Here is a 17,448-nt window from a genome sequence, read left to right as displayed (position 1 = left end):
TTTAGACGAAAATGGGATTAATATTTTGGTCAATATAGACAATAATGACATTTTTAATGGTAAAATCCATCGCTTTTAGCACATCGGCATATTGGGTGATTTGCTCCTTGTGTGAAGGAGATGGTTTTCCGGTTTTGTAGTCAATGATAGTGGCTTCTTGACCTTTTATGGCAATCCTATCTGGGCGAAGCGATGCTCCTGTTACTGTTAAGATTTCCCGTTCATTAATGATTTGGTAATCTTCTGAAAAATAAGGAATTAAATTGGGATGGGTGACCACATCCATCAATTTTTGTTTGACTTCCTCCGTAGCATCTTTTTCAAAATGTCCGGCCAATTGAAGACTTTCAACAACGCGCGGAACGTCTTCGGCATAGGTGATCCTACTTAGCGCAAAATGAATCAGATTTCCGAGCGCAATGGCTTCTTTTCGTTCATCGTCCCACAGCCGTCCAGAGGTGGTGGCAATGGTAAAACCAGAATCGTTTTTGGGCCGGGTAATGTAATTTATGTAGCCATCCTCTGTGGAGGTTTGCTCCGAGCCATCTTTAACCTTAGGAAAGACACCAAAAGTATATACCTCTTTGTCATTTTTGGGAACATTCCGTTGTTGCAGATAGGCTTGAAATAAATCTGAATACGAAGCGGCACTTTCCATGGAGGCAACTTCTTTGCCCGTTTCGGTGATGACAAACAGCCCTTTAATGGGTCGGGTAAGGGCCACGTAGAGTACATTCATGGCATCCAAGACCGACTTCTCTTCTTCATCCAAATAGATTTGAGCTGTTTGATCATTGTATACCAGCATGTCTTTGTTGGTGTTGATGAGAAATTCCTCCAAGCCCAAATCCTTTTCAGTTTCGGTCGCAGGAACCCACGACTTCTTTCCCATTTTATTGAGTCGGGCATTCGCAAGCGGAAATATGACAAACGGGAACTCCAATCCTTTTGCTTTGTGGATGGTCATGATCTGTACAGCGTTTACATTATCCGGAGCAGCTATGGACAGGGAGGATTTTTTCTGCTCCCAATACTTCAAAAAAGAAAACACGCTGGGCCCTTCTCTTTTTTCAACCAGCAACACTTCGTCCATTAAAAAGGTAAGGTATGCTGCGGAATCGTTGGCGAGATCAAATTGTACAATGGCATTTTCCAATAGGGTAAAGACCGATTGCCCCTTCAGTTCTGCCATTTGAAACCCATATTCTTCGGACAGAAAAGATTCAATTTGATTTATGTTTTTGGAAATATAGCTATGCTTGTCCGTTTCATCTCGGGCCAAAAACAGTAAAATTTGGTAGGCCGCCTCACGGTCATTGGCATTTTCAAAAAGCCTCAGGAGCGCAATCAGAAATGTGATTTTGTCATTATTGTCCAGTAACAACGCATCCGAAGAAATTATGGGAACATTGTGCTGTGCCAAGAAATCGGCCAATAGCATTCCATTTTTATTGTCACGTACCAAAATGCAGATGTCTGAAAAAGGGTGTTTTTTGGAAGTGATTTCGGCAATGGTTTCCAAAACCTGTTGGCAATAGACCTCATTTTTATCCTCCACATTCTTGTCCAAAAAGGAGAGCTGGACAAACCCTCCGGGCTTGTTGTTGGTTTTTTGGTGCGAATCGTGCAAAAAGAGATTTCGGTAAGCTTCATTTTGAAGAACGGGGGCCGTGGTTGTAAAAAATGCATTGTTGAACTCCACAATCTGATCAAAGCTACGCCAGTTGGTGTCCAGCGAATGAACCACAGGTTCCACCACAAATGGATGGGATTTTCCATTGATGAGCTCTAAAAATTGTTCGGCCCTACCACCACGCCACCGATAAATGGCCTGTTTTACATCGCCCACCAAAAAGAGGGATCCCTTTTGGTGTCGTTCATCTTCACTTTCCAAAGCGTTGCCAATTAGGGGCACCAGATTTTCCCACTGCATTTGTGAGGTGTCCTGGAACTCATCAATAAAATAATGGCGGTATTTTTCGCCCATCCGTTCATAAATAAAAGGGACTGGCTGGTTCTTTATTTCTTTGGACAGAATGGCGTTCAACGCCGAGATGGGAACAATGTCGTTGTCCAGTTCAATGTTGTGGATTTCCTTGGCGATTTCATTCAATACCGTCAGTGGAACAATGTTGCCGTAAATGTTCTTCAGGTAGCTGCGCCTATATAGTTTTTGTTTGATGGATAAAAAGCCTTCCAAAACCAACTGCCCCAATAGTGTGGCATCTCTTTTATCACTGGCTTTTAGGATTTTTCCCTCTTCCAGATTTTGTCCCAGTTGGTTATTGTAGAGTGTTTTGGTGTTGAAATCCCCTCCTTCAATTTTTTTAAAGTGATTGGGAAGTGTCTGCCGTGGAAAATCGGCAACATCAAAACCTTGATTTTCTATTTCCTGCAGAACCGATTGAGCCAACTCCTTTGCATTATCCTCCAGAATATTGACTCGTGACGCTATTTTCTTCTGAATGTCCTTAAAATCTTGAATTGATTTGGAACGCAATTCATCAATATGAACGGCATGGTTTTCCTGAAACAGCAGTTTTCCAATCTCCAAGAGGTCATAGGCAATGTTCCAACTTTTATCATCATCAATTTTTTCTAAAGAGAAGTCAATGAGCACTTCCGTAAGCTCTTTCTCAGTTCCCGCCCGCTCCAAAAGTTGGCCCACAGCTTCTTCCAAAAGCAGGTCGGTGTCCAGTTCCACTTCAAAATTTTGCGAAAGACGTAGGTCCCGGGCAAAGGTTTTAATGAGTTTGTGGTTAAACTTGTCTATGGTGGAAACCTCAAAGAACGAGTAATTGTGCAGAATTCGTTTAAGGACCAATTTGGACTTTTGCCGCAATTGTTCTTCGGTCAAGGAAAGCTCTTGGCAAAGCTCTTGGAATAAGGGGTCTTGTTTTTTGGGGACAGCATCTTTTCCAAAGTTATACAGGTTGTCCAAAATCCGGGTCTTCATTTCGTCCACCGCTTTGTTGGTAAAGGTAATGGCCAAAATCTGCCTGAAAGAGATAGGGGAATCGTTGGAGAGCAACAATTTTAAGTACTCCTTGGCCAAGGCATAGGTCTTGCCCGAACCAGCCGATGCGCCATATATTTTAAAGTTTGAGTCTCCCAAGAAAACGTTTATTGCAAAATAAGAATTATCGATCTGAACTTAACATGGTTTTGGGTGCATTTGTTTGTTAAAACCCGTATTTTTACGTGAATCAAGTAATAACACAAAAACACAAAATTATGGCTTTTGAATTACCAAAATTACCGTATGCATACGATGCGCTGGAACCACATATAGATGCTAGGACCATGGAGATCCACCATACCAAACACCATAATGGCTATACCACTAAATTAAATGATGCCATTGCCGGGACTGATTTGGACGGGAAGGACATTGAGGATATTCTTTCCAATTTGGACATGTCCAACATGGCTGTTCGAAATAATGGAGGAGGGTTCTATAACCACTCACTTTTTTGGGAAGTAATGTCTCCAAACGGAGGAGGAGCACCCACTGGAATTTTGGCAGCTGCCATTGATTCAGCTTTTGGCTCTTTTGAAGGTTTCAAGGACAAATTCACAGCAGCGGCAGGATCTAGATTTGGTTCTGGTTGGGCTTGGTTGTGCGTACACAAAGGAGGGAAATTGGAAATTTGCTCCACGCCAAACCAAGATAACCCCATTATGCCAGGTGTAGGATGTGGAGGTCATCCTATTTTGGGCTTGGACGTATGGGAGCATGCCTACTATTTGAACTATCAAAATAGAAGACCCGATTATATTTCGGCGTTCTTTAATTTGATCAACTGGGCAAAAGTTGCTGAGAATTACGAAGCAGCTAAATAAGCGCTGCTATTCTAAAGATATGAAGGCCGGACACTTAGTGTTCGGCTTTTTTTATGGAGTGAATTTTTCTGAGTAGATCAGAATAGAAAAGGGCGAGGAAGCCCCCGCCCTTTTCGTCCCAAATCTTACCATAAACTTAACCTACTTATGCTATGGCGAGACTAAAATACTGGTATTGTGTAAAATAACAAAGGGTTTTAGATAAATTTTTGATTTTTCAATAAAAAAGAAAATGTGCAGTTCATCGATAAAATGGATAAAACCTTGGTAGTCAAACATAAAGAAGGCGGAGTATTCTCCGCCTTCTTTCCCCAAATCTTACCATGAACTTAACCTACTTATGCTATGGTCCTCCAAATGTACTGCAAGGCACCCTTAGCCCAACAAGCTTTTAGACGAAACTCCCTTTAATTGGTTGAACTGCCAAACTTACTGTTTGCATGGGCCGTAAATGAAGAAAAGGATTACGAAAAGAGATAAAAGAGGCAATAAACTGGGCCGAGTAGAAAATAAAAAAGGTGGAATAGCTTCCACCTTTTTTGCCCCAAATCTTACCATGAACTTAACCTACTTATGCTATGGCGATACTAAAGTAGGTTTGCTGTTTGCCCATCTTACAAAAACCCGTCAATCTACTCGTTTCATCGATAAAATGCACGCAATTGGGTTGTATGCAAATCCAGGATTAGTAAGCACGCTGGTTCTTGCCCTCAAAAAAGTTGATGAATGCCCTGTTTACAACTCTATTGCCACCTGGCGTGGGATAATTTCCTGTAAAGTACCAATCGCCCAAGTTTTTCGGACAAGCTTCATGTAAGCTCTCAATGCTTTGGTAAATGATGTCCACTTCGGCTTTTATGCCTTCGGGACTTAGAATTTCAGCAATCTTTTTGGAAATCTGTTGTGCTGTGAACGGCGCATAAAACTCTTTTACATAGTTGATCACGTCCTTGTCCTTCGTTTCTGTTTGGGTAAGGCATTTTTCGTAGATCTCCTTTATCTTATCTGTAGTGCCAGCTTCTTCATGTAATACCTTTGTTGCTTTAAAGGCCACAAAATCCTCAAGCTTGGCCATATCTATCCCATAACAGTCCGGATATCGGATTTGTGGAGCTGAAGAAACCACAATAATTTTCTTGGGAGATAATCGGTCTAAAATTTTAAGGATGCTCCTTTTAAGCGTGGTACCCCGTACAATACTGTCATCAATGATTACCAAATTGTCGTTCTGCTTCACAGAGCCATACGAAACATCGTAGACGTGGGTTACCAAATCATCCCGACTACTATCCTGTGTAATGAAAGTTCGCAGCTTTGCATCTTTAATGGCCACCTTTTCAATTCGGGGGCGTACATCCAAAATTTTGTGCAACTGTTCCCGGGTAATATTGGGACCCAGTTCAAAAATCTGCTCTTCTTTTTTGTTGTTGAGGTAATTCTGCGCCTCCTTTACCATCCCAAAAAAGGACGTTTCGGCCGTATTGGGAATATAGGAAAAGACCGTATTTTCTAAATCGTTGTCAATGGATTTCAAAATTTGAGGGAAAACCAATTTCCCCAACATTTTTCGCTCCTGATAGATTTCTTTATCGCTTCCGCGCGAAAAATAAATGCGCTCAAAGGAACAGGCTTTGCGTTCGGTGGGCTCCTGAATTTGTTTTACGGCGAAGCTTCCATCTTTTTTGATGATGACGGCATGCCCAGGATCCAATTCCTTTACATCCTCATATTTTACATTGAAAACCGTTTGGATGGCAGGTCGTTCTGAAGCTACCACAGCCACCTCATCATCCTGGTAATAATAGGCGGGTCGTATTCCTGCGGGGTCGCGAATAACAAAAGCATCCCCATGGCCCAACAGACCACCAATGGTATAGCCACCGTCCCAGTTTTTTGAGGCCTTTCTAAGTATTTTGCCTACGTTCAGTCGCTCTGCGATCAAGGGAGAGGCCGCCCTTTTATTGTACCCTTCTTTCTTTATCTGTTTATAGAGCTTGGCGACGGCATCATCCAAAAAGTGCCCAATTTTCTCCATCACGGTTACCGTATCGGCCAGTTCTTTGGGGTGCTGCCCGAGTTCCACCAAATTCCCGAAGAGCTCATCCACATTGGTCATGTTAAAGTTTCCGGCCACAATAAGGTTACGGTGCATCCAGTTGTTCTGTCTAAGGAACGGATGTACACTTTCTATGCTGTTTTTACCAAAGGTGCCGTAGCGCACGTGCCCCATCAGCAATTCGCCAATGTAGGGAATATGACGTTTTTGCATTGCCACATCATTCTCATATTCCGGGTTCTCTGCCAATACCGAATTGATTCGGGCATTGATCTGGTCAAAAATATCCTGGATGGGCTGTTGTTGTGCGGATCGTACCCGGCTCATGTAGCGTTCGCCAGGATGCATGTCCAATTTAATACTGGCAAAACCGGCTCCGTCCTGTCCCCGGTTGTGCTGTTTCTCCATCATTAGGTACATTTTGTTGACTCCGTAAAAAGCCGTACCATACTTTTCTTTGTAATACTCCAGAGGTTTAAGCAAACGGATCAGTGATATTCCGCATTCGTGCTTAATCGCATCACTCATAACAAACCAATAATAAAAAAGCCCCGAAATTTCAGGGCGCGCATTTATGTTAATTCAATATTGAACTGGGTCAAATCCCTAAACTGCATAAGGCGGGCTTCCGCCTCATGTTTTTGTAATTCCAGCATCCGTTCAGTGCCAAATCGTTCCACACAGAACGAAGCCAGATTGGATCCATGGATAATGGCATTTTTCATATTTTCAAAGGAAATATTTCCTGTTTCGGCCAAATAACCCGAAAAGCCACCCGCAAAGGTGTCTCCTGCGCCTGTGGGATCAAAAACATCTTCCAATGGAAGAGCGGGGGCAAAGAAAATGTTCTCCTTATGGAACAACAGGGCACCGTGCTCCCCTTTTTTGATGACCACGTACTTGGGCCCCATTTTCTGAATTTTGGCAGCTGCCTTTACCAAGGAATATTCCTCGGTCATTTGCCGTGCCTCCTCATCATTTATGGTAATGACATCTATTTTTTTGACGACGTCCATTAGCTCATTCCATGTATTGTCCATCCAAAAGTTCATGGTGTCCAAAACGATGAGCTTTGGTCGTTCTTCCATCTGATTAATTACACTCATCTGGGTGTTGGGGTGCAGGTTTCCCAACATGACCACATCGGCATTTTTAAAATCAGAGGGAACCACCGGAGTAAAATCACCTAGGGTGTTGAGCTCCGTTACCAAGGTATCCCGTGAATTCAGATCGTTATGATATTTTCCCTGCCAAAAGAAGGTTTTGCCACCTTTTACCACTTCAATACCGGAAATATCAATGTTTCGGTCTGTCAACAAATCCAGATATGCTTGCGGGAAATCATCCCCAACCACGGAGACTATGGCGGATTTAGTCTTGAACTGCGAAGCAGCGAGTCCTATAAAAGGTGCAGCACCTCCTAAAATTTTACCAGTCTTGCCAAACGGAGTTTCAATGGCATCAAAAGCCACACTTCCGACAATCAGCAATTTGCCCATTCAATGAATTTTGGTGCAAATATACGCTTTGATATTCCATATTGGAATCATTGGCAAAGGATTTAAGAAAAAGAAGGGAATACAAGTTCAAACTTCAAGAGCAAACCCAAGTGCAAGTTTAAAGGAGAATGTTTCTAATTCTCAAGTCTAACATCTCACATCTCTTATCTATTTCCTGCCAAAATCCGCGGGAATTTCACCCCAAGCCTTGGTCTCCCATTTTACAATGGGGGTGGTGTAGCGATTTTTTTTCAACCAATCCTCTGCCCGCTCAATCAGTTCAAAAAGCATTTCATTTTTGGGACCTTTTTTCAATTTTGTGCCACATTTTCCCTTCCGCACCCAGCCAATGGCAATTCGGGAGTCCGAATACAGAATTCGATTGCTGTTCTTTTGTTTGAGAAAAGCCAATCCATGAACCAAAGCCAAAAACTCGCCAACATTGCTGGTGCCTTGTTGAAAAGGACCCTGATGGAACAGCACTTTCTTGGTCTTGGTGTCCACACCGCGATATTCCATTGTTCCTGGGTTACCGCTCGAGGCCGCATCCACTGCAATGGAATTGTAATTGGGGTCTCCGATTTTAAGGAGTTCTTCTTGGGTCAGCTCCGATTTTCCTTTGGATTTCCCCTTGTATTCCAAATAATTGCTGTTGAAAGCTTTTTTGGCCTCATCAAAAGTGCCAAATGATTTGTATTGTGCTCCTTTGAATCCTTCTATTTGAGCCTTGCAGTCGTCCCAAGATTCAAAAATACCGGGATGCTTGCCTTTCCAGACCACATAAAACTTCTGCTTTTTCGCCATTATAAAAGGAGTTTCTCTATCACTTTTGGGAAATGCTCATATTCCAATTGGTGCACTTTTTCGGCAATCGTATCGGCATCATCCGAGGGTTCCACAGCAGTTTTAGCTTGAAAAATGATAGCGCCTTCATCGTAATGTTCATTTACATAATGTATGGTGATGCCGGTTTCGGTCTCTGCATTTTCTTTTACGGCTTGATGCACTTTGGCCCCGTACATGCCTTTTCCCCCGTATTTTGGAAGCAGGGCAGGATGGATATTGATGATTTGGTTGGGGAATGCCGCTATAATATTGAAAGGGATTTTCCATAAAAATCCGGCCAAAACAATAATATCAGGGTTGAGGCTCTTAAGCAGTTGCACAACCGTATTGGAACTGGTAAAAGCGGTTTTATTAAAGTAAAATGCGGGAATTTCCAAGCGGTCGCAGCGCTCCAACACCTTAGCTGTATTCTTGTTGGTGAGCACGGCAGACACCGCTACCTGTGGACTTTCCTTGAAATAGGTGATGATGTTTTCGGCGTTTGACCCGCTTCCCGATGCCAAGATGACAATTTGTTTCATCTGTTAGGAATTGATATGATTTTGGACTAACTTCAGGCGGCTAAAGTAAGATACTGAGCTTTAAGATGTTTAATTTGGGGTACATTTTATCGACAAATAGTGTATTTAATCCAAAGTTTTATATTTTTGCCAACAATTAAATTTTTAAAACCACTATAATTATGTCAGACATTGCATCAAGAGTAAAGGCTATCATCGTTGATAAACTAGGTGTAGATGAGAATGAAGTTGTAGCTGAAGCTAGCTTTACCAACGATTTAGGGGCGGATTCCTTGGACACTGTTGAGCTTATCATGGAGTTTGAGAAAGAATTTGACATCCAAATCCCTGATGATCAGGCAGAAAACATTGCAACTGTTGGCCAGGCCATTAGCTACATCGAAGAAGCGAAGTAATTATATGATATATTACTAAAGATTATAAATTATCCATGTGATGATCGGCACATGGATAATTTTTTTTATAATTTAGGTTCAAAAGGGTAAAAAATAGTTCAATGCAGTTAAAGCGCGTAGTAGTTACCGGAATGGGAGCATTGACCCCCATAGGTAACAATTTGGAAGCTTATTGGGAAGGACTACGGACCGGAAAGAGCGGTTCTGCGCCCATTACATACTTTGATACGGAGAAGTTCAAGACAAAATTTGCCTGTGAACTCAAAGGGTACAACCCAGAGGATTTCTTCGACAGAAAAGAGGCCAGAAAGCTGGATAGGTTCGCCCAATATGCACTTGTATCGTCAGATGAAGCCATTGCAGATTCGGGCATAGACCTGAACGTCGTGGACAAATTTCGAGTAGGTGTTGTATGGGGTGCCGGTATCGGTGGTCTGGAAACTTTTCAGAATGAGGTGATCGGGTTTGCTGAGGGAGATGGGACACCACGTTTCAACCCATTCTTCATACCAAAAATGATTGCGGACATCGCACCAGGGAACATTTCCATCAAACATGGGTTTATGGGCCCCAACTATACCACGGTATCCGCTTGTGCCTCCTCGGCCAATGCCATGATCGATGCACTCAATTACATACGATTGGGCCATTGTGATGTCATTGTTACCGGAGGAAGTGAGGCCGCCGTTACCATGGCAGGTATGGGCGGGTTCAATGCCATGCATGCCCTTTCCACACGAAACGATAGTCCAGAAACCGCTTCAAGACCATTCGATGCCACTCGAGATGGCTTTGTACTTGGAGAAGGTGGCGGTGCACTTATTTTGGAAGAATATGAGCATGCCAAGGCAAGGGGCGCAAAAATCTATGCCGAGGTTTTAGGTGGCGGATTGTCCAGTGACGCTTACCACATGACCGCTCCCCATCCAGAAGGGATTGGTGTGGTCAAGGTAATGGAAAACTGTTTGCAAAATGCCGGATTGAAACCAGAGGATGTGGATGCCATCAATACCCACGGAACTTCAACCCCGTTGGGTGATGTTGCGGAATTGAAAGCCATTTCCAAAGTCTTTGGTGACCATGCGCCCAACATCAACATCAATTCCACCAAGTCCATGACCGGACATTTGTTGGGAGCTGCAGGGGCCATTGAGGCCATTGCATCCATATTGGCCATGGAGCACAATATGGTGCCTCCTACCATAAACCACAGTGTGGTGGACGAGGAAATTGACCCCTCACTCAACCTGACCTTGAACAAGGCACAGGAAAGGGAGGTGAATGTGGCCATGAGCAACACCTTTGGGTTTGGCGGGCACAATGCCTGTATTTTGTTCAAAAAAATAGAGTAGTTTTGTAGACATGAAGCTCACCTCTAAAATATTCAATTCCCATCCGAAAACGGATGGGGATTTTTTTTTGGGGATCAAAAAAATTCTGGGCTTCAAGCCCAAGGACATTGAAATTTACAAGAAGGCCTTTCTGCATCGTTCCGTAAACAAAAAGGATTCCGAGGGAAACCCCATGAATTATGAACGACTGGAATTTTTGGGCGACTCCATGTTGGGAACCATTATCTCAAAGCATTTGTACAACGAGGTCCCTGAAGGGGATGAAGGCTACCTCACTAAAATGCGTTCCAAGGTGGTAAGTCGAAAACACCTGAACGAGTTGGGCAAAGACCTCAATCTTTTGCGTTTTGTGGAAAGTAGGATTCCCAAATCCCATTTTGGCGAGAACATTCACGGGAATGTCTTTGAAGCTTTGGTAGGTGCCATTTATCTGGATCGCGGGTATACCTATTGTGAAAAGTTCATCAATGAGCGGGTCATAGATCCCTACGTGGACATTGAACAGTTGGAAGGCAAGGTCATCAGCTACAAGAGCTTGGTCATAGAATGGTGTCAAAAACAGAAGAAACCGTTCAATTATCATGTGTACGAAGACACGGGTAATGACGAGCTAAAACACTTTGCGGTTAAACTTACCATTGGTGATCGAGTTATGGCCAAGGCCAGGGCAACTTCCAAGAAGAAAGCGGAGGAGAAGGCTTCCAAAAGAGCCTATTTTGCGCTGCAGAACAAAATTGAAAATCAGTAACTTTAAATAAAGGTAAACTCAAACGTTTTCGTTGAGTTTATAAGTGTATTGTCTTGTTTCAACTAGGCAGTCAATAGGATTAAGAGTATATTTACAGTTCGTGTTAAGGGCATGTTGACGACGCATAAGATATCGGCAGACTTTTATGATGACAGTTTTAAACTCATCGCCATACACAGTGATTTGGAGGATTATGCCATGACCTATGCCATAAATTCCAACTGTGGATTGTATTTGAAGAGGATGGCAAAAGACCTTCACCTTGATGAAAATCTATCATTTTCTGTGTTTGATTGGGATGATGAATTCAACGACATCTATTGGACATTGATTTCCAACAAATGTGCTGTTGAAGAAATTGTTCCGTCAGATGGTTTTTTTGGTGACGAAACATCCATGAGGACAAACTATCTGATAGGAGAGCGAAAAGAAGTCGACTATTTCTTAAAAGTTGATGCCGCTGAGGAATCAGCGTTTACAGAAAAGGTAAAATCCATCAACAAAATATCCAAGGTCATCACTGCATACCCCATTGACACAGAAACCTTAAAATCAAAAAGAAATTTAATCTTTTAAAAATGCCAACTAGAAAGAAGACTAAAATTGTAGCAACGTTGGGCCCTGCCACCAGTAAGAAGGAAGTTCTCAGAGAAATGATCTTGGCAGGAGTGGATGTTTTTCGAATAAACTTTTCACATGCCTCTTATGATGATGTTACAGAACGTATCAACATGATACGGGAGTTAAATGAAGAATTGGAGGTAAACACATCAATACTTGCAGATTTGCAGGGACCCAAACTTAGAGTAGGGGTCATGGGAGGTGAGGCCGTAGTGGCCCCCGGGGATGAAATCACCTTTGCCACCGGAGAACCTTTTGAAGGTACAGCACAAAGGGTATACATGAACTACAAAAACTTCCCCATAGATGTAAAACCGGGAGAGCGCATTTTGTTGGATGATGGAAAACTGATCTTTGAGGTGAAATCCACCAATGGAAAAGATGAGGTAACGGCAACCGTAATTCAGGGTGGTCCCTTAAAATCTAAAAAGGGAGTAAACCTTCCCAATACTGCGATCTCTTTGCCTGCGCTGACCAAAAAAGACATTAAGGATGCCATCTATGCCATTGAGCACAAGGTGGACTGGATTGCACTTTCCTTTGTGCGCCATAGTCAAGATTTGATGGACCTTCAGGATTTGATCAACAAGCACACCGACCACAAGATTCCTATTGTGGCCAAGATTGAAAAGCCCGAGGCAGTTGAGAATATCGACAAGATCGTTGCCTATTGTGATGGTCTTATGGTAGCCCGGGGCGATTTGGGTGTTGAGGTTCCCGCTCATGAGGTGCCTCTGATTCAGAAAAAATTGGTGCTCAGGGCCAAGAAAGCCAGGATTCCGGTAATCATCGCCACGCAGATGATGGAAACCATGATTACTAGCCTTACACCAACCCGTGCCGAGGTGAACGACGTGGCCAACTCGGTTATGGATGGTGCCGATGCCGTGATGTTATCAGGGGAGACTTCCGTTGGTAATTATCCCGTTCAGGTTATTGAGAAAATGACGAGCATTTTAACCAGTGTGGAAGGTTCCAGCTTGATCAAGGTTCCGCAAACACCGCCTCACATTAGAACCAAAAGATATATTACAAAATCGGTTTGTTACCATGCTGCTTTAATGGCCAATGAGATTCAGGCCAAGGCCATTTCCACATTGACCAATAGTGGGTATACGGCATTTCAGATTTCAGCATGGCGACCTAGCGCCCATATTTTGGTGTTTACGTCCAACAAAAGAATCTTGACCCAGTTAAACTTGCTTTGGGGAGTGAAGGCCTTTTATTATGATAAATTTGTGTCCACCGATCAGACTATAGAGGATGTGAACCAAATTGCCTGTAAAAAAGGATTCTTGGGGGTAGGCGACATGCTCATCAGTCTTGCGGCCATGCCCATAAAAGACAAAGGCATGGTGAACACCCTACGGGTGACCGAAATAGAATCCTGTAATTTTTAAGAAAAGGAACTAAGCAACTTCTTTTTCAAAGGCGATAAAGTTGACCAACTTTCCGTCTTTATTCCAAATAGGGGCTCCTTTGATTTTACATTCATAAGGAGCTCCATTTTTTTTGTAGTTCACCAACACCACCTCAAAAGGAGTTTTATTTCTGATGGCCTTTGAAATGACCTTTGTGGTTTCTTGGCAAGTATCCTTTCCTTGAAATATTTTGGGTTTTTTACCAATGATTTCCTCTGGTTTATAGCCATTCATAAAATACATGTTCTGTGTGGCATAAACAATATTTATATCAGCATCGGTCAGGACCACCGTATGGTTTTTGTCCATGATTTCGTGATGGAAAGGGAATGGCGTTTTCCATTTTCCTTCTTTGGAGAGTGCGCTTAAATTTTTGATGTCCCGCATGTTTCGGCAGATACTGTCGAAGAAAGATGTGTAAAAATCGAGGGAAGAAATAGGTGAATTTCCCAACTTCATCTTGCCGTAAAACTTTGTCAAGGCTTCTTCATAAAAAGGTGCTTTCATATTCAATACTATAAAATCGGCGAAATGTGTACAAGACATTAACACTCTTGTTTAAGATTTTGTCTGATAATGAAACGTTTGGGCACTGTAAGTATGAACAAAAAAGGCGGACTAAAAGTTGTGTAAAGGAACAATCAGCTTATGAAATACGAGTACAAAGACTCCAGATTAGGGGCCATTTTGGGCTTCACCGAAGACATTAAAAAAGACCAAGAACGATTTTCCATTACAGCAAAGACCATAAAATTTTTATGGAACCGGAATGATTGTCCATTGACCATACAGATAGATGGAATGGATTTGGAGTTGATGCCCCATCAAATTGTAACGGTCACCTATCTGCAACACGTTTCCTATTCCGAAACACAATTGCCCCTTTCAGCTATCCTTTTTAACCGGGAATTTTATTGTGTATTTGATCATGACAGTGAGGTTTCCTGTAACGGCATTCTGTTTTTTGGAACCCAAGACATTCCAATTATCACCATTCCAAAAGAGCAGTTGGGCAAGTTCAACCTGCTGCACGATATGTTCATCGAAGAGTTTTCAACCCCGGATAATATCCAGGGCGACATGCTACAGATGCTCCTTAAAAGATTGATCATTATGAGCACACGCTTGGCCAAGGAGCAGCTCATCGTTAAAACGCTTGGGAATGATCAAATAGATACCATTCGGAGGTTTAATTTTTTGGTGGACTTACATTACAAGACCAAACGAAAGGTGAGTGATTATGCCGAAATGTTATACAAGTCCCCCAAAACGCTTTCCAATCTATTTTCCATTTACAACCAAAAATCGCCGCAACAGATCATTTTGGAGCGAATAACCTTGGAGGCAAAACGACTCATCAACTACACGGACAAGCAAAATCAGGAAATAGCGTATGAATTGGGCTTTAATGACCCCGCGCATTTTAGCCGATTTTTCAAGAAAATGACCCAGATGACCCCATCGGAGTACCGCGAAAACCTAGTTGTCACAGCCTAAGGGAAAAATCGTCAAGTCAACGGGAAACCCTTCCTAACACCCACCTTCTTTTTGGACGCATCTTTGCCCTGTAATTTAAAACAGACAAAAGATGAAACCTTTGGAAAAATCCATTTTCAATCTCATTGAGATATTTAGAACACCACAAAAGGTCCAGGCAAAAAGGGTGAATGCCTCAGAACATTGTGAACAAAAATACCATCACGATTTCTACTGTGATGCGGAGAAACCCTTTGTACAGACGTATTAATCCATTTATAACAATTCATTTTAAAATTTAGAATCATGAGCACAATCAATGTTCTTAAAAGAGAAGAAGTAAGTTCGGCCAATCAGGCTATTTTTGACAATTTGGAAAAGGCTTTGGGCTTTGTTCCCAACCTATATGCTACCTATGCGCATTCAGAAAATGCACTGGGTAACTATTTAAACTTTGCCAATGCCAAAACCTCCTTGAAAGCTAAGGAAAAAGAAGTGGTAAATTTGGCCGTTAGTCAGGTCAACAACTGTTTGTATTGTTTGTCTGCGCACACCGCCATTGGCAAAATGAACGGTTTTACAGACGAGCAGATTTTGGAACTAAGGGCAGGAAAAGCCTCTTTTGACCAAAAATTGGATGCTTTGGCACGTTTGGCCAAAAACATTACCAAGAACAGGGGCGCAACAGATGCCCAAGTGTTGGATAACTTCTTTGCAGCCGGTTGGACAAAGGAAAATTTGATTGACACCATTGTTTTGGTGGGAGATAAAACCATCTCAAACTATATCAACAACACTACGGAAATTCCTGTTGATTTTCCAGTGGCGCAGCCGTTGGAAACTATGGAAGCCTAGAACACTGCGGTGACAAAAAAGGCTCTTTCTGTTTTGGAAGGGCTTTTTTTATATCGGTTCAGAATCTGCAAAAAGAGCTGGAGCGATGTTTTTGGCCATATAAATGGGCCAATCGTTTTTAAAAAGATGACTTTCTGTAATGGCACTTTCGTACAGCAAGTAGAGTCCACCGGAAATTTTCTCAGTTTCCGCCCTTGAAATATTGGGGATATTTTCTCCTACAACCTCACCTAAGTATAAAAGCAGGTCTTTTTTTTGTTTTTGGATAACCTCTAGAATTTTTTTCTGCTTTGGTGAAATCTCACCCAGGGTTTTTTGACCCCAACACCCTTGAAAATTTTCCTCACGGTACATGTCTTGGAGCAAATCAAATAGGGCCAACAGCTGGTTTTTGCCACGTTTTCGTCGTCCTACATAGCCTTTTAAGGATTCCATAAAGGCATCATGGCGTTGTTCAAGATAGGCAACACAAATATCCTCTTTGGATTTAAAATGGCTATAAAGTGTGGCCTTGGCGATGTCACACTTTTCAATAATTTCATTGATGCCCGTAGAATTGTACCCATGCGTATAGAAAAGATTGCCGGCTGTGGTTATGATATGTAGGTGCAATTCAGGACGTTGCATAGCATAAATATGTCATAAAACTTTGGGGCTGTACACACAAAGTAACAAGAAATTATCTTATGACAATGCATAACGCAATTCAAAAATCAAATTTTAGCTGAACGGATACTGATTCTTTCTTGGTTTCTTCCTCTTTTTTTTCCGTATTGAGGTTGGCCAAAGAGATACCCAACAAACGCACGGAGTTTTGCAATTCTGATTGATAAAGCAGTTCCTTGGCTGTCTCTAGGATGAGTTCTTTATTGGCAATATAGTAAGGAAGTGTCTTGCTTCGGGTTTGGAGGGTAAAATCGCTGTATTTAATTTTTAAGGTGATGGTCTTTCCAGCAATCTTGGATTTTTGAAGTCTCCGTTCCAATTCATTGGCAATGTTTTCCAGTTTTTCCAACATAAAGATCTCACTACTTAAATTCTCAAAAAAAGTACGTTCCGCCCCCACTGATTTTGGGGTGCGATGCGGCTTAACCGCACTGTTGTGGACACCTCGAACAACGTAGTAATAGTACTTGCCACTTTTCCCAAAGTGTTCGTCCAAAAACGCAATGGATTTTTGTTTTAGCTCCTTCCCGGTAAAAATACCCAAGCGGTACATTTTTTCTGCTGTTACCTTACCTACGCCATAGAACTTTCTAATATCCAAATCTTCCAAAAACTGAATCACCTCCTCTGGGTTTACCGTTTTTTGCCCGTTGGGTTTGTTGAAGTCGCTCGCCACTTTGGCAATGAATTTATTGATGGAAATCCCGGCCGAAGCGGTTAACCCGGTCTTTTCCAATATTTTTTGACGGATTTCTTTGGCAATCAAGGTAGCTGATGGATTCCCTTTTTTGTTTTCCGTTACATCCAAATAGGCCTCATCCAAAGAAAGGGGTTCTACCAAATCGGTATACTCAAAAAAGATACTACGTATTTGTAATGAGACTTCCTTGTAACGATCAAATCGGGGTTTTACAAAGATTAAATCCGGACAGTTTCTTTGGGCAATATAGCCTGCCATGGCACTTTTTACGCCAAATTTTCGGGCTTCGTAACTGGCCGCGGAGACCACACCTCGCTTAGAGCCTCCACCCACAGCAATGGGTTTTCCCTTCAGCTCCGGGTTATCGTGCTGTTCCACGGAGGCATAAAAAGCGTCCATGTCTACATGAATGATTTTTCTTAAGGGAAAATCCAAGTCCATACTCAAAT

General features: G+C 42.3%; 17 protein-coding genes. 9 read left to right on the top strand and 8 right to left on the bottom strand.

What is annotated here, in order from left to right:
* Position 1: 1 nt before the first annotated feature.
* A complete protein-coding gene (locus FG28_RS05700; RefSeq protein ID WP_036380669.1) occupies positions 2-3,115 on the bottom strand; it encodes an exodeoxyribonuclease V subunit beta in 3,114 nt (1,037 codons plus the stop codon).
* Between the two features lie 119 nt (positions 3,116-3,234).
* Here FG28_RS05700 and FG28_RS05695 point away from each other — a divergent pair, with 119 nt between their 5' ends.
* Positions 3,235-3,843 carry a superoxide dismutase gene (locus FG28_RS05695; protein ID WP_036386203.1) on the top strand — a complete coding sequence of 203 codons (609 nt, stop codon included), beginning with the start codon at positions 3,235-3,237 and terminating at the stop codon, positions 3,841-3,843.
* Positions 3,844-4,528: 685 nt separating this feature from the next.
* Here FG28_RS05695 and FG28_RS05690 read toward each other — a convergent pair.
* The 4 genes from FG28_RS05690 to purN form a co-directional block, all read right to left on the bottom strand.
* Positions 4,529-6,427, bottom strand: a complete 1,899-nt coding sequence (locus tag FG28_RS05690) for an amidophosphoribosyltransferase (protein WP_036380667.1) — start codon at positions 6,425-6,427, stop codon at positions 4,529-4,531.
* A 44-nt stretch (positions 6,428-6,471) separates the two neighbouring features.
* The gene (locus FG28_RS05685) at positions 6,472-7,398 is read right to left on the bottom strand and encodes a PfkB family carbohydrate kinase (protein WP_036380666.1); all 927 of its coding nucleotides are present in this window, start codon (positions 7,396-7,398) and stop codon (positions 6,472-6,474) included.
* Positions 7,399-7,566: 168 nt separating this feature from the next.
* Positions 7,567-8,202, bottom strand: coding sequence for a viroplasmin family protein (locus FG28_RS05680; RefSeq protein ID WP_036380665.1), 636 nt, complete (start codon positions 8,200-8,202; stop codon positions 7,567-7,569).
* Positions 8,202-8,765, bottom strand: coding sequence for a phosphoribosylglycinamide formyltransferase (gene purN / locus FG28_RS05675; RefSeq protein WP_036380664.1), 564 nt, complete (start codon positions 8,763-8,765; stop codon positions 8,202-8,204). Before purN ends, FG28_RS05680 begins: the two co-directional genes overlap by 1 nt.
* 161 nt (positions 8,766-8,926) lie before the next feature.
* On the opposite strand from purN, the gene FG28_RS05670 reads away from it, so the two are divergent.
* The 5 genes from FG28_RS05670 to pyk all read left to right on the top strand — a co-directional run bounded on the left by FG28_RS05670 (position 8,927) and on the right by pyk (position 13,281).
* Positions 8,927-9,160 carry an acyl carrier protein gene (locus FG28_RS05670; protein WP_009778413.1) on the top strand — a complete coding sequence of 78 codons (234 nt, stop codon included), beginning with the start codon at positions 8,927-8,929 and terminating at the stop codon, positions 9,158-9,160.
* 101 nt (positions 9,161-9,261) lie between these two features.
* Positions 9,262-10,512 carry a beta-ketoacyl-ACP synthase II gene (fabF, locus tag FG28_RS05665; protein ID WP_036380656.1) on the top strand — a complete coding sequence of 417 codons (1,251 nt, stop codon included), beginning with the start codon at positions 9,262-9,264 and terminating at the stop codon, positions 10,510-10,512.
* Between the two features lie 10 nt (positions 10,513-10,522).
* Complete coding sequence (gene rnc, locus FG28_RS05660) at positions 10,523-11,260, top strand: ribonuclease III (protein ID WP_036380654.1); 738 nt, start codon at positions 10,523-10,525, stop codon at positions 11,258-11,260.
* 111 nt (positions 11,261-11,371) lie between these two features.
* A complete protein-coding gene (locus FG28_RS05655) occupies positions 11,372-11,836 on the top strand; it encodes an IPExxxVDY family protein (protein ID WP_036380652.1) in 465 nt (154 codons plus the stop codon).
* Positions 11,837-11,838: 2 nt separating this feature from the next.
* Positions 11,839-13,281, top strand: coding sequence for a pyruvate kinase (gene pyk / locus FG28_RS05650; protein WP_036380651.1), 1,443 nt, complete (start codon positions 11,839-11,841; stop codon positions 13,279-13,281).
* A 9-nt stretch (positions 13,282-13,290) separates the two neighbouring features.
* Here the strand turns inward: pyk and FG28_RS05645 are convergent, their stop codons facing one another.
* The gene (locus FG28_RS05645) at positions 13,291-13,848 is read right to left on the bottom strand and encodes a PAS domain-containing protein (protein ID WP_081894231.1); all 558 of its coding nucleotides are present in this window, start codon (positions 13,846-13,848) and stop codon (positions 13,291-13,293) included.
* Positions 13,849-13,950: 102 nt separating this feature from the next.
* Here FG28_RS05645 and FG28_RS05640 point away from each other — a divergent pair, with 102 nt between their 5' ends.
* From FG28_RS05640 to FG28_RS05635, 3 genes are all read left to right on the top strand, one after another.
* Positions 13,951-14,799 (top strand): helix-turn-helix domain-containing protein, encoded by an 849-nt coding sequence (locus FG28_RS05640; protein ID WP_036380648.1) that lies wholly within the window; start codon positions 13,951-13,953, stop codon positions 14,797-14,799.
* 91 nt (positions 14,800-14,890) lie between these two features.
* Positions 14,891-15,049: a hypothetical protein gene (locus FG28_RS20575; protein ID WP_156102214.1), complete on the top strand. Its 159-nt coding sequence runs from the start codon at positions 14,891-14,893 to the stop codon at positions 15,047-15,049.
* A gap of 35 nt (positions 15,050-15,084) precedes the next feature.
* Positions 15,085-15,633 (top strand): carboxymuconolactone decarboxylase family protein, encoded by a 549-nt coding sequence (locus FG28_RS05635; protein WP_036380646.1) that lies wholly within the window; start codon positions 15,085-15,087, stop codon positions 15,631-15,633.
* Positions 15,634-15,681: 48 nt separating this feature from the next.
* Here FG28_RS05635 and FG28_RS05630 read toward each other — a convergent pair whose 3' ends face one another.
* Positions 15,682-16,260, bottom strand: coding sequence for a TetR/AcrR family transcriptional regulator (locus FG28_RS05630; RefSeq protein ID WP_036380644.1), 579 nt, complete (start codon positions 16,258-16,260; stop codon positions 15,682-15,684).
* Between the two features lie 79 nt (positions 16,261-16,339).
* On the bottom strand, positions 16,340-17,440 hold the full coding sequence (gene dinB, locus FG28_RS05625) for a DNA polymerase IV (RefSeq protein WP_036380642.1): 1,101 nt from the start codon (positions 17,438-17,440) through the stop codon (positions 16,340-16,342).
* Positions 17,441-17,448 lie beyond the last annotated feature (8 nt).

The sequence above is a fragment of the Muricauda sp. MAR_2010_75 genome, assembly GCF_000745185.1.
In the GTDB taxonomy this organism is placed as follows: domain Bacteria; phylum Bacteroidota; class Bacteroidia; order Flavobacteriales; family Flavobacteriaceae; genus Flagellimonas.
The sequence above is the reverse complement of the archived record's forward strand: the minus strand, read 5'-3'. Positions and strand labels throughout refer to the sequence as shown.

What these genes read in the sequence shown, in the direction of transcription:
- FG28_RS05695 (WP_036386203.1), top strand. Translation starts at nt 3,235, where the DNA reads ATGGCTTTTGAATTACCAAAATTACCGTATGCATACGATGCGCTGGAA.
- FG28_RS05690 (WP_036380667.1), bottom strand. Translation starts at nt 6,427, where the DNA reads ATGAGTGATGCGATTAAGCACGAATGCGGAATATCACTGATCCGTTTG.
- FG28_RS05685 (WP_036380666.1), bottom strand. Translation starts at nt 7,398, where the DNA reads ATGGGCAAATTGCTGATTGTCGGAAGTGTGGCTTTTGATGCCATTGAA.
- FG28_RS05680 (WP_036380665.1), bottom strand. Translation starts at nt 8,202, where the DNA reads ATGGCGAAAAAGCAGAAGTTTTATGTGGTCTGGAAAGGCAAGCATCCC.
- purN (WP_036380664.1), bottom strand. Translation starts at nt 8,765, where the DNA reads ATGAAACAAATTGTCATCTTGGCATCGGGAAGCGGGTCAAACGCCGAA.
- FG28_RS05670 (WP_009778413.1), top strand. Translation starts at nt 8,927, where the DNA reads ATGTCAGACATTGCATCAAGAGTAAAGGCTATCATCGTTGATAAACTA.
- fabF (WP_036380656.1), top strand. Translation starts at nt 9,262, where the DNA reads ATGCAGTTAAAGCGCGTAGTAGTTACCGGAATGGGAGCATTGACCCCC.
- rnc (WP_036380654.1), top strand. Translation starts at nt 10,523, where the DNA reads ATGAAGCTCACCTCTAAAATATTCAATTCCCATCCGAAAACGGATGGG.
- FG28_RS05655 (WP_036380652.1), top strand. Translation starts at nt 11,372, where the DNA reads ATGTTGACGACGCATAAGATATCGGCAGACTTTTATGATGACAGTTTT.
- pyk (WP_036380651.1), top strand. Translation starts at nt 11,839, where the DNA reads ATGCCAACTAGAAAGAAGACTAAAATTGTAGCAACGTTGGGCCCTGCC.
- FG28_RS05645 (WP_081894231.1), bottom strand. Translation starts at nt 13,848, where the DNA reads ATGTCTTGTACACATTTCGCCGATTTTATAGTATTGAATATGAAAGCA.
- FG28_RS05640 (WP_036380648.1), top strand. Translation starts at nt 13,951, where the DNA reads ATGAAATACGAGTACAAAGACTCCAGATTAGGGGCCATTTTGGGCTTC.
- FG28_RS20575 (WP_156102214.1), top strand. Translation starts at nt 14,891, where the DNA reads ATGAAACCTTTGGAAAAATCCATTTTCAATCTCATTGAGATATTTAGA.
- FG28_RS05635 (WP_036380646.1), top strand. Translation starts at nt 15,085, where the DNA reads ATGAGCACAATCAATGTTCTTAAAAGAGAAGAAGTAAGTTCGGCCAAT.
- FG28_RS05630 (WP_036380644.1), bottom strand. Translation starts at nt 16,260, where the DNA reads ATGCAACGTCCTGAATTGCACCTACATATCATAACCACAGCCGGCAAT.
- dinB (WP_036380642.1), bottom strand. Translation starts at nt 17,440, where the DNA reads ATGGACTTGGATTTTCCCTTAAGAAAAATCATTCATGTAGACATGGAC.